This is a genomic window from Brachyspira murdochii DSM 12563 (genome assembly GCF_000092845.1).
In the GTDB taxonomy this organism is placed as follows: Bacteria; Spirochaetota; Brachyspiria; order Brachyspirales; family Brachyspiraceae; genus Brachyspira; species Brachyspira murdochii.
The window spans coordinates 2873544-2889262 of the sequence record NC_014150.1 but is presented as its reverse complement, the minus strand read 5'-3'; the positions used below and the strand labels follow the sequence as shown (position 1 = coordinate 2889262).

At 28.5% G+C, this 15719-nt stretch carries 13 protein-coding genes; 4 read left to right on the top strand and 9 right to left on the bottom strand.

Features of this window, described 5'->3' with window-relative positions:
• Positions 1–246 precede the first annotated feature (246 nt).
• Entirely contained in the window at positions 247–3600 is a 3354-nt protein-coding gene (locus tag BMUR_RS12790; RefSeq protein ID WP_013114963.1) for a helicase-related protein, read from the top strand.
• Between the two features lie 71 nt (positions 3601–3671).
• Here the strand turns inward: BMUR_RS12790 and saoL are convergent, their stop codons facing one another.
• From saoL to saoT, 9 genes are all read right to left on the bottom strand, one after another.
• Positions 3672–4292, bottom strand: a complete 621-nt coding sequence (gene saoL, locus BMUR_RS12785; protein WP_244833456.1) for a MerB-like organometallic lyase SaoL — start codon at positions 4290–4292, stop codon at positions 3672–3674.
• 9 nt (positions 4293–4301) lie between these two features.
• Entirely contained in the window at positions 4302–4634 is a 333-nt protein-coding gene (saoD, locus tag BMUR_RS12780; RefSeq protein ID WP_013114961.1) for a DsrE-related protein SaoD, read from the bottom strand.
• 63 nt (positions 4635–4697) lie between these two features.
• Entirely contained in the window at positions 4698–5477 is a 780-nt protein-coding gene (gene saoA, locus BMUR_RS12775; protein ID WP_013114960.1) for an ABC transporter ATP-binding protein SaoA, read from the bottom strand.
• Positions 5464–6291 carry an ABC transporter permease subunit SaoP gene (saoP, locus tag BMUR_RS12770; protein ID WP_013114959.1) on the bottom strand — a complete coding sequence of 276 codons (828 nt, stop codon included), beginning with the start codon at positions 6289–6291 and terminating at the stop codon, positions 5464–5466. The genes saoA and saoP overlap by 14 nt, the downstream gene beginning before the upstream one ends.
• Positions 6243–7070, bottom strand: coding sequence for an ABC transporter substrate-binding (seleno)protein SaoB (saoB, locus tag BMUR_RS12765; protein WP_013114958.1), 828 nt, complete (start codon positions 7068–7070; stop codon positions 6243–6245). The genes saoP and saoB overlap by 49 nt, the downstream gene beginning before the upstream one ends.
• Positions 7071–7111: 41 nt before the next feature.
• Complete coding sequence (gene saoX / locus BMUR_RS12760) at positions 7112–8278, bottom strand: ABC transporter substrate-binding subunit SaoX (protein ID WP_013114957.1); 1167 nt, start codon at positions 8276–8278, stop codon at positions 7112–7114.
• A 35-nt stretch (positions 8279–8313) separates the two neighbouring features.
• A complete protein-coding gene (gene saoC / locus BMUR_RS12755) occupies positions 8314–8766 on the bottom strand; it encodes a Cys-Cys-COOH (seleno)protein SaoC (RefSeq protein WP_013114956.1) in 453 nt (150 codons plus the stop codon).
• Complete coding sequence (gene saoE / locus BMUR_RS12750; RefSeq protein WP_013114955.1) at positions 8760–9866, bottom strand: efflux transporter SaoE; 1107 nt, start codon at positions 9864–9866, stop codon at positions 8760–8762. The genes saoC and saoE overlap by 7 nt, the downstream gene beginning before the upstream one ends.
• Before the next feature lie 10 nt (positions 9867–9876).
• Positions 9877–10140 (bottom strand): thioredoxin-like (seleno)protein SaoT, encoded by a 264-nt coding sequence (gene saoT, locus BMUR_RS12745; RefSeq protein WP_013114954.1) that lies wholly within the window; start codon positions 10138–10140, stop codon positions 9877–9879.
• Positions 10141–10770: 630 nt separating this feature from the next.
• Here saoT and BMUR_RS12740 point away from each other — a divergent pair.
• The 3 genes from BMUR_RS12740 to BMUR_RS12730 all read left to right on the top strand — a co-directional run bounded on the left by BMUR_RS12740 (position 10771) and on the right by BMUR_RS12730 (position 15381).
• Entirely contained in the window at positions 10771–14001 is a 3231-nt protein-coding gene (locus BMUR_RS12740; RefSeq protein ID WP_013114953.1) for an Eco57I restriction-modification methylase domain-containing protein, read from the top strand.
• A 98-nt stretch (positions 14002–14099) separates the two neighbouring features.
• Positions 14100–14801, top strand: coding sequence for a hypothetical protein (locus tag BMUR_RS12735; protein ID WP_013114952.1), 702 nt, complete (start codon positions 14100–14102; stop codon positions 14799–14801).
• Positions 14794–15381 carry a PIN domain-containing protein gene (locus tag BMUR_RS12730; RefSeq protein WP_013114951.1) on the top strand — a complete coding sequence of 196 codons (588 nt, stop codon included), beginning with the start codon at positions 14794–14796 and terminating at the stop codon, positions 15379–15381. The genes BMUR_RS12735 and BMUR_RS12730 overlap by 8 nt, the downstream gene beginning before the upstream one ends.
• The last annotated feature ends 338 nt before the right edge of the window (positions 15382–15719 follow it).

Genomic DNA, 15719 nt, shown 5'->3' with positions numbered 1-15719 from the left:
AGAACTTTATATTTTAAATATATGTATTAAATATATGGAACACCTAAAATTTGGGCTAAAAATACAGCACATAGCTTTGTCATGCTGTGTACTTCGTAAGGGCACCTGTAAACATTTAAAATTAAAAAATTAATTTTGACAAACTATATTTGTTTAGGGATACACTATTATTAACAATATTCTATACTTCATAAAAAAGATATTTAATGTTATAATATTTTTTAAACTTGAATATGGAATATATTTATGAAAATATTGGATAATGTTAATACTAAAGTTTTTGAAATTTTTAAAACTGAAGAAAATATTAAAGAAATAGGAATACTCTCTGCTTACTGCAGTTATAGTGCATTTTATGATATATCAAACGACAAAACAGCTAGAGAAACATTTTTTAAAGCAAATGTCAAAATTATCATGGGTATGAATATTGACCCTAAAATTCAGTGTTTATATATTAATTATAATCAAAATAATACAAAAACAAATAAAGAAGAATTTAATGACTTTATAGAGTATACAATTAGTGAATTAAATAAAAATCCAAACAATAAAACAGTATTGGAACTATTTAAAGAAAAATGCCAAAACTCCTCCCTTGAAATAAGAAGTGCAAACGATAAAACTCATGCAAAACTCTATGTATTAAGATATAACGATAAAAGTACAATAAAGAAAATGCACGGCTGTGCAATAATAGGTTCAAGCAATTTTTCAAGAGAAGGTCTTCATCAAAGAAAAGAAATTAATGCATACACAGAAGACGGATTTGAAGATTTTTATAACTTTTTTCAAGATGAATGGAAAAACACATCAAGTATATTAGACAAAGAAAATGAAAAAGAATTCTTTGATAGAGTGGGAATAAAAGATAAAGAAGAAATAAAACAAAATAATAATGAAGCTGAAGAAACTACTAAACACGCTACTCCTTACGAAATATATTTAAAAGTTATATACGAATATTTTAATTTTTTTACCAATGAAAAATTATTATTCACGCCTAAAGATTTTAATTATTCAAATTATAAATATCAGATAGACGCTATAAAAAGCGGAATAAAAAGCATTATGACATATGGCGGGGTTTTAATATCTGATGTTGTAGGGCTTGGAAAAAGTATAATAGCTTCGGCAATAGCTAAAAATTTGATTGAAATGAAAGCTGCTGAAGAAATTATAATAGTATCTCCTCCAAAAATAATATATTCTTGGGAAAATTATAATACTGAGTTCAAATTAAATGCTGTAATAAAAAGTGTTGGTAAATTAGATGAATTATACGAATATGTGAAGAATCATAAAAAAACAAGACTTATTATAATAGATGAAGCTCATAGATTTGTAAATAGCAAAACAGAATCTTACAATATTATAAAAAATATATGCTCAGCAAATAAAGTTATGCTTCTTACCGCAACTCCTATGCATAATACAACTTCTGATATATTTTCTTTAATAGATATATTTGACAGAATGCTCACTACAGATAAAAGTATAGCAGAAATCAAATCATCTATTCTAAAAGAAGAGCGAATTATAAAAAGCAAATACAAAAAAGATGATAATGAAAAAGAAACTAAAGAAAAAATAAAAGATATATCAAAACAAATTTTAGGTTTGATTAATCCTATAATAATAAGAAGAACAAGAAAAGATTTAAAAGAGGATTTGGAATACAGAAAAGATTTAGAAGAGCAAAAAACAGAGTTTAATAATGTAGAAGACCCAAAACTTCATGATTATAATTTAGGCGATATATCAAAATTATACTCTGATACATTTGAAAAAATTACTCCAAATGACGATGAATATAATAATAAAGGAAATGATAAAACTCTATTTGATGATAATAACAATAGTACAGAAATAAATAATAATAAGTTCAAAGCTGTACGTTATGAGCCTTTAACTTATCTTAAATATACTACGATAGAAGAAAAGAAAAATGCTGATAAAATAATAGAATACGTATACGGAGAAAATATTAATGCAGATTTTGCCTCCACTTCCTCAAGAAACCTTACTAAATTTATGAAACATTTGCTTGTAAGAAGATTTGAAAGTTCTCTTTATGCTTTTAAAAAAAGTATAGATAATATGATAGATAAATACGAAAATATAAAAACTTGGATTAATAAAGATTTATACCCTATTTATAAAAAAGGTGATACTCTATATATAGAAGATTTCTTTTCTTATAATAATGAAAATGCAGATGATGAGAATGATATTGAATATGATGAAGTATTAGATTTTAATAAGACAAATAAAAAAATTAAAGATGTAAAAATAATAGAAAATGTTAAAGAAGTTTTGGAAGATAAATTTTTTGAAGATTTTGAAAATGATTTGAAAATATTAAAACAGATAAAAAAAGATTGGGATAATATATCATCAGATAAAGACAAAAAATTTATTAAACTAATAGAAGAATTAAAAAAATTCAAAAAAGAAAATGATAAAAGAAAAATTATAATATTTACAGAGTTTAAAGATACAGCAGATTATTTATATGAATCTGTGTATAAAGATGATGAATTAAGAGAACTATTTAAACCTATAAAATCAACATCACAGTCAAAAAACAGAGATATAATAGCAGCCAATTTTGATGCTTCTTTGAATACTGATAAACAAGAAGATGATTATTTTTTACTAATAGCTACTGATACACTGTCAGAAGGTATCAATCTTCATAGGGCTGGTATAATAATAAATTATGATATTCCTTACAATCCTACAAGAGTAATACAGAGAGTGGGACGTATAAACAGAATAGGCAAAAAACTATTTGATAAAATATATATACATAACTTTATACCTAGGCTTGAAGCTCAGAAAGATATAAAGAATTGGCAGATATCCAATTTTAAATTAAACTTGATAAATGCTATATTCGGAAATGATACAAAAATATTAAAAAAAGATGATGAAATTAATTCGCTATTCTCATTAAAAAGAGAAAATGAAATTCTAACTGATGATGATGTAAGCTGGGATAATGAATATAGAGATATTTATAATAAAATAAAAAATGATGATAAACTTCTTGAAAGAATAAAATCAATAGAAAATAATATAGTAATAAGAAGAGAGTCAAATTTCAGCGGTTTATTAGAGATAATACAATCAAAAAACGGAGTATTCGGTTCTCTATTAAAAAACTCAAAAATAGATTTTAATATAGAAAATATATTTAAAACTCTAAAAGCTGATAAAAATGAAAAATATATTCCTCCAAGCGAAAATATAAAAAACTTTGAAGATGAATTAAAAAGAAGAAAAAATATTAAAAAGTCTACAAGCAGCCACAGTGCACTTAATAATTTTTATCAATATCTTGACAATGATGAAGAGAGAGATTATGTAAAAAAATTAATAAGTATTACAGAAAATAAATATTTGTCTGATAAAACTATAAAAGAAATAGAAAAAGCATTAAAATCAAAAAGCGGATGTTCTGTAGGAATACTTCAGAATATTATATCTTCTGATGAGGTAAATGAGAAATTCAATTATTCTTCAAACAATCTTCAAAGCATATACGAAGATTCCTATTTGATAGTAAAAGAAGAGTTTAGTAAATATAGCAATTAAAAATAAAAAGGTGATAGATATAAAAAATATATCTATCACCTATAATATATAATTAATTTTAAGGAAACAGCTTATAGTCTGAATATTGCAGTTGCCACTTTAAAAGCAGTTTCTAAATCTAAAAGATATATAGTATTATTATCTATATCTTGATTTTTAAGCCATTCATTCATATCATTCTTTGACCCAAAGAAATTCATGATATTTCAGCAGGTGCTAGCCCAATTCTTATTTTTATTTAAATCAACATGTATTACATGTATATCATCAGGCGAATGTTCAACAATACATCTGTCTTTAATTCTTACATATATTTTTTCGCCAGTCTGACTGCATATAGAATTAATTTCAGTATCCTGATGAAATAAACTGTAAGAGCCAAGTGCATCTATAGCACACATTGAACAGAATTCTCTTCCGTCAGCAAGTTTTACCCTATGATTAGTTTCCATAGCAGATACAGGATAAAGAAAAGCAACATCATCTCCGCTTAAAGTGATAATTTCTTTTTCAAGCAGAGTTTTATACAAACTTTCATCTCCACATATTTCTATAGCTTCAGCTTTGTTAATAGTGCAGCCTGTATCTATAACTCTATTCATCAATCTTAATCTAGCATTCTGTATATCCGAAGGTAAATTATGATATTTATCAGATATACCATATCTCTCCATAAAATCAGTATCAAACATAAACAATCCTTATAAAGTTATAACCTGTTCAACCCCGCTTCCTTCCAAAGCTTTATATAAGTCTGGGAAACAACCTATACAAGCACCATCTATAAGTTTGTCATCAATGCCTCTCTCTATAGCACATATATTGCATGCCATAAGAAGAATTTTTTTGCTTTCTAATACTTTTGCAAGTCTATCTCCAACACTGCTTCCTTTTGTAAGAAGAAAAGTATTGTCTGCAAAAAACATCATACCAACAACTTCCGCACCATGTTTATCATTTAATAATTGCGGAATTATCATTTTGTCCAAAATCATATGCGAATTTTGGCTACTGAAAATATAAGCTACTTTCATTTATTTACCCCTCCAAAAATATTTATATTATTTTTATGTATTTATGTATTTAGAAGAAATTACTTATACCGAAACAGGCACTTTATTGATAAAAGCCTTTTTAACATTATTAGTAAGTTCTCTAACACATTCTATATACTCCTCACTGTCTCTTTCTCTAGGGTGCTTAATATCTATTCTCATGTCAGCCACTATCTCACCCTTATTTAAGCTCATAACAATAACCCTATCACTCATATAAACAGCCTCAGAAACATCATGCGTAACCATAAGTATAGTGCTATTACTCTCTTTAACTAACTGTAAAAGCTCATTTTGCATATGCTCTCTCATCTGCAAATCTATAGCTCCAAGCGGTTCATCTAAAAGCAGTATTTTAGGATAAGGTGCTAATGCCCTTACAACAGCTACCCTCTGCTGCATCCCACCCGATAAAGAAATAGGATACTTCTTTTCATGCCCTTTAAGATGCGACATTTCAAGAAGCTCTTCCAAACGTTTTTTCTTTTCTTCTTTACTCATCTTTGAAAATTTAAGAGAATAAAGTATATTTTTTTCAACATTCATCCAAGGAAATAATGCATAATTCTGAAAAACATACCCTCTGTCTGAAGAAGGTTTTTCTATTCTCTCTCCTTCAAGCAGTACCTCTCCAGATGTTGCACTCTGAAAACCTCCTATTATAGTTAAAAGTGTAGTTTTACCGCAGCCTGAAGGTCCAAGCAAAGTTACAAACTCCCCCTTTTCCGCTGTAAAACTAATGTCTTTTAATACCTCAACTTCAGGAGATTTTTTTGAAGTTTTAAAAGATTTGCATACGTTATTTACTTCAAGAATTGCCATTTTTAAATCTCCAAGAAGTTAATATTTTTTCTAATACAACAAGCACCCTATCCATACTAAATCCTATAATAGCAGATACTATCATAAGAGCATAAAGTTTAGGTGTTTCAAGTCTCTGCTGAGCTTCAACCAATATAAAGCCGAAACCTTTACTTGTAGCAATAAACTCTGCACAAATAACACTCATCCAGCCTAAACCTAAAGCAAGTCGGCATCCCGTTAAAAATGAAGGCAAAGCACCGGGTAAAATTATATCAAACATAATATCTATATTTCTAGCCCCCATACTTCTAGCCGCATTAATATAATTTGGGTCAATTCCTCTAACTCCGTCTATAGTATTTATTATAAGAGGAAATATAGCACTCATAGTTATTAAAAATATAGTAGGTCCGTCGCCAAGACCAAACCATACTATTGCTAATGGTATCCAAGCCATTATAGGAACTTGTCTTATAGAGTTTATAATCGGAGAAACAGCCAAAAGTATAGGTTTTGAATATCCCATAATAAGTCCTAAAGGCAATCCTATTATACAAGCTATAATAAATCCTCTAAATACACGCTCTAATGTTATAAGCAAATTTTGAACAGTATAAGGGTCTACCCAAGAAAGAAAAAATTCTTTGCAGGTTAATAAAAAATCTGGAAGAAGTAAATTATTGTCTATCTTTTTTGCAAGGAAATACCAAACTACCATTATAACTATAAGCACAGAAACACTGTAAAATTTCATAAAAATACTATTTCCAGCATTTCCCAAATTTATAACTCTGCTTTTATTTTGCTGAACTTGACGCCCATTGTTTTCCATATATTCATTTCTCCTTCTGAGTTTGAAATATCTAAATAACTAACGAGTATATTAGATAATATTGTATCATTTTCTATATCATCAACTGCTTCATTGTAAACTTTAATAAAATCATTAAGAATAACAGTGTCTTTTAGTTTTTTTGAAGCAACCAAATAATAATCGGATTCTTCAGTATCAATTTTTTTAAATCTGGCATTCTTGATTTTTAAAGCCAATATAATATCAATAAAAATAGCATCAACAGTTTTTTTCTCTAAAGCATAAGGCAATGCTGTTGAAAGCATAGGATAATAATTAGAATTAGAATACCTACATTTAAGTAAAGCCTCCTGAAGAAGCCTTTTATTCATATATCCTATATTCTTAGGTTCAACATTATTATCATAATCTTCATTATAATAAACCAATATATTAGAGCCTTTAACTATAGAGCCTACTATATAATAATTTGTATCAGTATAAATTAATTGAAATGCCGCATCCGGACATAAAACAGCCATGTCTATCCTTCCAGATATAAAAGCAAATTCGGCCTGAGAACCGCAGCAATCCAAAAACTGAACATAATCAATATTTGAAAACTCTATATTAGAATCTTTATCATTTATTATATAATCAAAGAGCATTCCAGAAGCATCATTACCGCATGCTACCGTGATTTTATCTTTATTTATATCGTTTAATAAAATTTTATAGTTTTGAAATAAGATGAAACATATTATAAAAACAATACTAAATATAATAATATATTTATTTCTTTTTATTATATGCCCCATCTCATTCCTTTATTTACTATATATAATTTATTATTATATTTTCACACTTCAGGTTCTTCTTTGATGTTATCTACTTCTACGGCTTTAGCTCTCCATTCTTCATAACTCATACCAAGAGGGAATATAGGGTCAACTTCTTCTTTAAGAAATACATCAAAATCTTTGGCTCCGCAATTATCAAAGTATGATAAATCTATATAATCATCTATATCAAGGGAGTTAATATCATCTCTTACACCTAATCTTTTCATGGTTTTCATTTGGTTATGAACATAATCTCTATTTAATTTCCAAGTGATAGTTCTTCCTTCCTCATTAAGTTTTTTCCATAAAGTCATAAGACCAACTTCCAAAGGAACATTATAATTTTCAGCAAATATCTGAGCTGCTTTATAAGGGTGTAGATACATATATTCTATAGACATAGCATGAGCAAGAAGTATACGTTCAGCCAATTTTGGATGAGCTTTAGCAAAGTTATAATTCATACAAACTTTACAGCAAGTTCCATGACCGTCTATTTCTCTATCGGTATTTTGTCTTTTTAATATTTTACCAGTATTCTCATATTCTGCCATAGAACCCCAAGGATCGCATGCTCCGTAACCATCTAATTGACCTAATTTAAAGGCAAAATAAGCATCAGAATCACTCATAGAAAAGTTTTCATAATAAGTTGTATCTCTTGGTATATTTAATTGTTCTGTCCATTCAGCCCAGTTTAAATTTACTGTTTCAGCATTTGCTCCCATAGATATTCTTTTATTTAAAAGGTCTTCTGGTTTATTAATATCTTTAGAAACAACAAAATATTCAGCTCCGCCTGTATGATTTTCTGCCGCTATAAAAAGAGGTACTTTATTTTTTACAGCATTTAAAGTAGTTGTAAAACCTGCATATGCCATATCCATCTGACCTGCACTCATAGCCTCTGGAACATTACCATTACCTGTTACTGTAACATTCAAACCTAATGCTTTAAATATACCAGTATCCTCACCTACACAAGCTGCTGTCATATGGTCGCAGTTATAATAACCCAAATTAATTTTATATTTTTTATCATCGTCGCTTAATTCTTCCAAATTATAGTCATCAATTATAGCCTGCACATCTGCAGGTATTTGAACTGCTTCTTTAGAATTATTCCCTCTTCCGCATGAAAGCATCATAATAAACATAGACAAAATAATCATAGTTTGTTTCATTATTGTTCTCCTTAAAAAATTATATATATGTTTTTTTAACAGCAATCTTCCATTCCGTTTTCAAATAAACTTATAAACTCTCCGTTTTCAAGCCTATAAACAGCAAAACCTATATGTGCTCCCTTTTTACCAGATACCAAAATTTCATTTGGCACTTTTTCGTCTATATTATAAAACTTCATAGTATAACTCTCTATAGGGGCAGGTATAGGAGATGTCATTAATATTTTTCCGCTGTTATAGTCTTTATATATACCAATCAATTTATTTGAATACTTTGACTCTCTGTAAATTATTATTAAATCATCTTTATCATCACCGCTGAAATCGCCCTCCAAAAATGTAAGAAGTTCTTTTTCTGAGTATTCTTTCATATAGGATTTGTAAAGCTCATCATTATTTATGCCTTCTGCACTCTTTATATCCTGTGTATTATTACCGCATGAAACAAATATAAAAACACATAAAACAAAAAATAATCTCAGCATTGAACTTCTTTTTCCCTGCTTACAATCAGCTTTATTTTCTTTACTATTATCATAAACCATGAATATAAGCCCATAAATAAAACTGCAATAGCACATATATTCTTAAACCAATCTGGAAAAGTGATATTTATATTATTGGCTATTTCTATCTGCTTAGTAGAATTTGATAAATCAAAGATGGGCGTAAAATTATCCGTTAATAAAATATTTGTAATGTAACCTATCAAGATACCAAAAAAAAGCATAGAAACTAAATATATGATTAAAGTTCTCTTACCTATGAGCTTATATATGCTGATTAATTCGGAAATATTGGTTGCTACCCCTGTAATCAAAAATGTTATTGCTATACCGGGTGAAGCACCTGCTGATATTAAAGCGGCTATTAATGGTATATGACCTAAAGCACATACATACATCATACAGCCTACTAAAGTTATACCTAATATTGATACTAATTTTGGGCTGCTTAAATACTGCATAACAAATGACTGAGGAACTACAGTTAATAACAATGCCCCAAATAAAGTACCTATTAAAATAAATCTGCTTATTTCTATTCCAAGATTATTAAATCCCCATAAAATGCCATTGTATAATTTTTTGTACCAAGGCGTTTTATCTACATAATTTGTTTCTGGGATTTTAATATTCATACTTTGCAATTTCAAAACTTCAGGGGCTATTAATTCTTTGCCGCCGAAAGTGTTTCCTAATATTCCTATTATTAAAGGAAGAAATATTCCGCATAATATATATATAATAGTAATTTCTTTACCTAGCATAGCAAAAGCAACTATTATTGCAGCTGGGTTAATTATTGGGGTTGATACCAAAAATGAAAGTGTAGGTCCTAAATAGGCACCTGTCCTGTATAAACTTAATGCCAAAGGAAGTACTCCGCAGCTGCATATAGGAAGAATTGCTCCTGATATTGTAGTCTTTATTAAAGAAGATATTTTTTTATTGCCTATTGATTTTTGCAGTACTTGAGGACGTACAAAAGCATGTATTATACCAGATAATATTAAACTTATGACAATCCATTCAGAACTTATTAGGAGAAAGTCCCAAAATACATACAAAAAATTCATTATCATAATAGTTTTATTAAGCGTTTTGTACTTCCAGTGCCTTTTTAATTTCTTTTTCTATTAATTTTTTGCTTAAGACATCGTATCTGTCTTTTCCGTTTATAATTAATGTACCTCTGTCTATCATTCCGTATTTTTCTAAATAATCAAAATCTTTACCTGCATAATAGAGTTTTACTTCTATTTGGTCATTATACTGTTTTTGCAATTCGTTTAAAAATGATGAGTAGCCGTCGCAGGTTGGGCAGGTATTAATAAATTCAACTAATACTTTAGACATAAAAAATCCTTATAAAATATTAATAAAACTTAATTTCTAAAATAAAAATAATATAAAAATTTCTTTAAAATAATGTAATTTGATTATTATTGTTAGATATGATTTTTAGAATATACGCACGGTATATTATAGAGAGTGTGTCTCGGGGAAAGCGTACTGATTATTAAATAAAGTTAGCTTTAAATTATTAATTATACACATATTAATTATACCCTGTAAGTGATATGTGTATATTAACACAAATTATAGTAAAGTCAATTAAATATTATTACTTTTTGTTTGTAAATAAAACATTTTTAATACATTAAAACTATAGACTTGTTTCAAAACTAAATTTATTAATATTTATAAATTTTTATTTAATATTTTTTAATTATAGTTGGGGCTTTGCCCCAAACCCCACTTCTTTTGGTGACCCAAAGAAGCAAAAAGACTGCATATTTATATACTTAAATAATAAATTATACAACATTTAAAACATTAATTTTATAATTGATAAATTATAAAATTTTATACATAATCTTGTCAAGTACTTTTGAAACAAGTCTTATATAAAATATTGTTTATTTTTATGATGATTTAATATATTATTAGATTAATATTTAATTTCTTTTTAAGGAATACGTATTTATGAAAAAAAATAATAGTGTGAAAAATATTAATACTCAAAATAATAATTTTAAATTTGATGAGCCTTACAATAAACAAAAATGGGCTGAGCATTTTGGAGAGAATTTTAAAGAAGAATATGGCTCTGTGGCTGGCGAAGAAGAAATAATAGAAAAGAATAAAGATTTTTTAAATAAAATTATTTGGATTGGGGATTTGAATATAAATGAAAATGAAGTTATCGGGGTGTTTGAAGTATATATAAAAAATACTAGGCTTGCTAGCAGAGTAAAAATTTCTAGGATTTGCAGCAGGATATTAATGTCTGGCAGTTATGGTAAGGGTATATTTTTTATACTTTATGAAGATAATAAAAATAATTATAGGGTATCGTATGTAAAGCATGACAAGATGGGTATAAAAGGCGAAAATGGTCTTATCATAATGAAAGATGATTACAGTAATCCTAAAAGATATACTTTTTTGCTTGGGGAGGGAATAAAGGTACATACGCCAGCAAGCAGGATTACAAGCGATATTTTTGGAAGTGTTGAGAGTATAGAAAATGCTTTCAGTGTGGAGGGTGTTAATAAGGAGTTTTATAAAGGGGTTAAGGAATATTTTGAGAAGATACATAATGATATCATAAAATATTTTGATAAGGACGAAAACAAGGCTAAAGAGTTTGCATTAAGGTTTTTGGGTCGTGTGCTTTTCTGCTGGTTTTTACGGGAGAAGGAATTGATACCGAATGAGATATTAAACAGCGGGGTTTTTGAAAATCTTAAATACAAGAAAAATTATTACAGCGATGTGCTTGAGGATTTGTTTTTTAATGTTCTTAATATGGATATGGAAAAGCGTAAATTTTCAAAAGAGAGAGTGATATATAATTATGAGAAGGCTATACCATTTTTGAACGGGGGATTATTTTCAAAGAAGGAGGACGATGAGGCTGTAAAGAGTATAGATGATGAGATAATAAAGGGGTTGTTTGAATTTTTTGAGATGTACAATTTCACGGTTGATGAGAGTGCCCCTTTTGATGTGGAGATAAGCATAGACCCAGAGATGCTGGGACGTATTTTTGAAAATCTGCTTGCGGAGATAAACCCAGAGACAAAAGAGAGTGCTAGGAAGGAGACGGGATCATTTTATACGCCTCGTGAGATTGTGGACTATATGGTAATGGAGGCTATAAAACTTTATCTGTATAAGAAAATGCCCGATATGGAGAAAAACAAGATTGACAGGATTTTTGATGTTGATGAGAGCGTAAAATATACAGACGAAGAGCGAAAGGGTATTTTGAAGAATATACATGACATGATAATATTAGACCCTGCCTGCGGAAGCGGTGCCTTTCCTTTGGGGATACTACAGAGGGTTTTTAATGTGATTGATAAGCTAGACCCTAATCATGAATATTATAAAAATTATGTTATTGATAAGCTGCCTTCTGGGGCTAAGGCTGAGTTTAAAAAATTGTATGATGCAAAGAAATTCAGCTATGCGTATAAACTTGATATACTTCAGAGTATGATACATGGGGTAGATATACAGCCTATAGCGATTGAAGTTAGTAAATTGAGGGCGTTTTTATCTTTGGTAGTTGATGAGAAAAAAGAGAAAAAAGAGCATAATTTGGGTATTAGAACTTTGCCGAATTTGGAGTTTCAATTTCTTTGCACCAATGCGTTAATAGGGGTGGATTTTAATATAAAGAAAGGAACTTTTGAGTACAGCGTATTAGAGGGCATAAAAACAATGATGAAAAATATATCTGAAATGTTTTATGTGGCTTCGTCTTTGGAAGAAAAAGAGAGGGTAAAAATAAAATTTGAAGAGTTTCGGGAGTTTGTAAAAAATTCTGCTTTTATAGATGAGAGTATAAAAGCGAAAATTTTGTCTTGGTGTCCGTTTGACAATAAATCGGCAGAGTTCTTTTCGCCTTTGGTGCAGTTTGGTATTGATAGGGATTTTGACATTGTGATAGGAAATCCGCCTTATATACAGCTTCAGGGTATGGCTAAGGGATTAAAAGAGATGTATCAGAATGCTGGTTATGAGAGTTTTAAATCGACTGGGGACATATATCAGCTGTTTTATGAAAAATGCTTGGGACTTCTCAGCGATGACGGGGTGGCTAGTTTGATAACTTCTAATAAGTGGATGCGTGCAGGTTATGGAGCTAGTACTAGGGAATATTTTTATAAGAATGCCGATGTGTTTCGTATCATAGATTTGGGGGCTGGCAGGTTTGAAAGTGCTACGGTGGATGTTAACATAATTTTTTATTCTAAAACTAAAGAAAAACATACTCGGGGCGAGCGTAGTTTTGAAGGGGTTACCTATTCTGGCAGTTTGAAAGAGATTGCAAGTGCCGAGTTTGACGCTGTGGTCAGTGAGGCTGGCAGAGAATGGGTGATAATGAGCGGCTTGGAGAGGAGCATTTTTAACAAGATTAGCAGGCACAAGGCTTTGAAGGACTGGGATATAAAAATTAATTATGGTATCAAGACTGGTTATAATGAGGCGTTTATCATAGATGAGGAAACTAAAGATAGGCTTATTAAAGAGGATAAAAAGAGTGCAGAATTAATAAAACCTTTACTTAGGGGGCGTGATATTAAAAGGTATTCATACGATTTTAATAATTTATACCTTATATGCACTTTTCCTGCTTTAAAACTAAATATAGATAAATATAAAGCTATAAAAAAATATTTAGAAAGTTTTGGTAAAAGATTAGAACAAAGCGGAGAAAAAGGCTGCCGTAAAAAAACTAATAACAAGTGGTTTGAAACTCAAGATACTATATCTTATTATAAAGATTTTGAAAATAATAAAATAATATATCCTAATATGACAAAATATTTACCGTTCATATATGATGAAAATAATTTTTATGTTAATCAAAAGTGTTTTTTTATAATTGATAACAAAAACAATAAAAATAATTTAAAATATTTAACGGGTATTTTAAATTCTAAAGTATCTCATTTTTGGATAAGGTGGAATTGTCCAGAGTTACAGGGTGGTACTAGAGAATTATCTGCAATATTTTTTGCAAATATTCCTATCCCAGAAGCCGACTCTAAGACTAAAAATAATATAACAAAACTCGTTGATCAGATTATAATACTAAAAAAGCAAGATAAAGATACTACCGCTTTAGAAAAGCAAATTGACGAGATTGTTTATTCGCTCTATGGGTTGAGTGATGAAGAGGTTAAGGTTGTGGAGGGTTAGTTCTTTGGAAAGACGGCAAACTTTTACTTGTTCTTTTTTGACTCAAAATAAGATAAAAAATATTTGACTTTTTATTATTATTGATTAATATATTTTATATGGAGAATAAAGTTATTACTTTTAAATTACAAGGAAATAATATCAATCTTAATGATATGAAGCCAGAAGATGCTATTTCTGTTATTAAAAATTTTGTGAAAACAATAAGAAAAATTGATAAAAATTTTAAACTTAATAATATAAAATCTGGCTCTCTGCTTATTTCATTAGATATGGGAGAATTTATAGAAGATAGTAATAAAAAATCTGAAAATTGGATTAATAAAATAAAAGATGTATTAAATACTAAGTTCTTCCCTAATGAAAGGTACGGTATAGATAAAATAGACATAGAAGAAAATGATGTATTACTTGAATCTGTAAAAAATAATTATATATACGATGATATTATATATAATTATGTTGGTTATTTTGTGGGGCATATTACAGATGTTGGCGGTAAAATTCCTAATATTAATATTCATATTCTTATAAATAATCAAACAGTAAAATTTCCAATTAAAGATAAAAAAATTGCTAAAAAATGGGGTATTTATTTATATGAAGATGTTAAAATTTATGCCAAAGTAAAAAAAGGTACTGATGGAACAATTACTGAAGGAATAGAAATATTTAAATTAGAACCTATTGAAAAAATAGATAATACAAAAGTTTATAAAGAATTTCAAGAGCTAATTAAAGAGTTAGATTTCAGTAATTTGACAGAAAGAATTTTAGATATGAGGCATAAAGATGAATAATAAAATTTGCTGCGTATTAGATACATGTGCATTATCTTTTTTATTAGAAAAAGAAAGTGAGTTAAATGAGAGTGAAAAAGAATGGTATAATAGTTTTGAGCTTATAAAAAATAAAATAGATGTTTTTGTAATATCTTCACTAGTAATGCATGAATTATCATTGAATATAAATATCCCTGAAGCCAAAGATAACAAAGATAGTAATTTAGTATTAAAAAAAATTTTTAACTTCTTTAAATATTTTTTTGGTATTGATAAAGTTGAAATTATAGATCTTAATGAAGACTCTATTACAGAATACAGAAACCTATATAAAAATACTAGCTTCTTAATAGAATGTCAATGTGATAATAAAAAAGATGTATGTAAATCAAAAAAATATAAACATAAAATTGATGCTTTAATAGTAGCCCAAGCATCTGCCTATGCTAATAATATTTATAATAATGATAAATATTCTGAATTTTGGTTACTAACAGAAGATAAAAATATGAAAAAATATAAAACTAATAATTTAAAGATTTACTCATTTAAGGATGCAAAAATAAATCTTGGAATTGAAGATGTACTTCCTTTATGATAATATTTTAAATTATAAAGTTTTTGTTTTATAGATTATATTTAATATTTGGTAATCAGCCGCACGTATAGGGGGCGTTTGATAACGTTTTGCAATACCGTGCGGATTGCCCCCGACCGTAGGGAGTGCGTTAGCTAGGCGAGTAGTAATCAGCCGCATACCTAAAGGTACTTCCTTCGGTCGCGTTAGGGGGGCGTTTTATGAGGCGTATGGGAATACTGAAGTAAGAGATGCAAAACTATATTGAAAATAGGTATCATAAAATAATAAAAAATGAAACAGTATAAATATTTATTGATATAGTGTAAAAAACAAGTATAATATTTTTAATATTGATT

Coding starts and splice junctions, on each gene's coding strand:
- BMUR_RS12790 (WP_013114963.1), top strand. CDS start 247: ATGAAAATATTGGATAATGTTAATACTAAAGTTTTTGAAATTTTTAAA.
- saoD (WP_013114961.1), bottom strand. CDS start 4,634: ATGAAAGTAGCTTATATTTTCAGTAGCCAAAATTCGCATATGATTTTG.
- saoA (WP_013114960.1), bottom strand. CDS start 5,477: ATGGCAATTCTTGAAGTAAATAACGTATGCAAATCTTTTAAAACTTCA.
- saoP (WP_013114959.1), bottom strand. CDS start 6,291: ATGGAAAACAATGGGCGTCAAGTTCAGCAAAATAAAAGCAGAGTTATA.
- saoB (WP_013114958.1), bottom strand. CDS start 7,070: ATGGGGCATATAATAAAAAGAAATAAATATATTATTATATTTAGTATT.
- saoX (WP_013114957.1), bottom strand. CDS start 8,278: ATGAAACAAACTATGATTATTTTGTCTATGTTTATTATGATGCTTTCA.
- saoC (WP_013114956.1), bottom strand. CDS start 8,766: ATGCTGAGATTATTTTTTGTTTTATGTGTTTTTATATTTGTTTCATGC.
- saoE (WP_013114955.1), bottom strand. CDS start 9,866: ATGATAATGAATTTTTTGTATGTATTTTGGGACTTTCTCCTAATAAGT.
- saoT (WP_013114954.1), bottom strand. CDS start 10,140: ATGTCTAAAGTATTAGTTGAATTTATTAATACCTGCCCAACCTGCGAC.
- BMUR_RS12740 (WP_013114953.1), top strand. CDS start 10,771: ATGAAAAAAAATAATAGTGTGAAAAATATTAATACTCAAAATAATAAT.
- BMUR_RS12735 (WP_013114952.1), top strand. CDS start 14,100: ATGGAGAATAAAGTTATTACTTTTAAATTACAAGGAAATAATATCAAT.
- BMUR_RS12730 (WP_013114951.1), top strand. CDS start 14,794: ATGAATAATAAAATTTGCTGCGTATTAGATACATGTGCATTATCTTTT.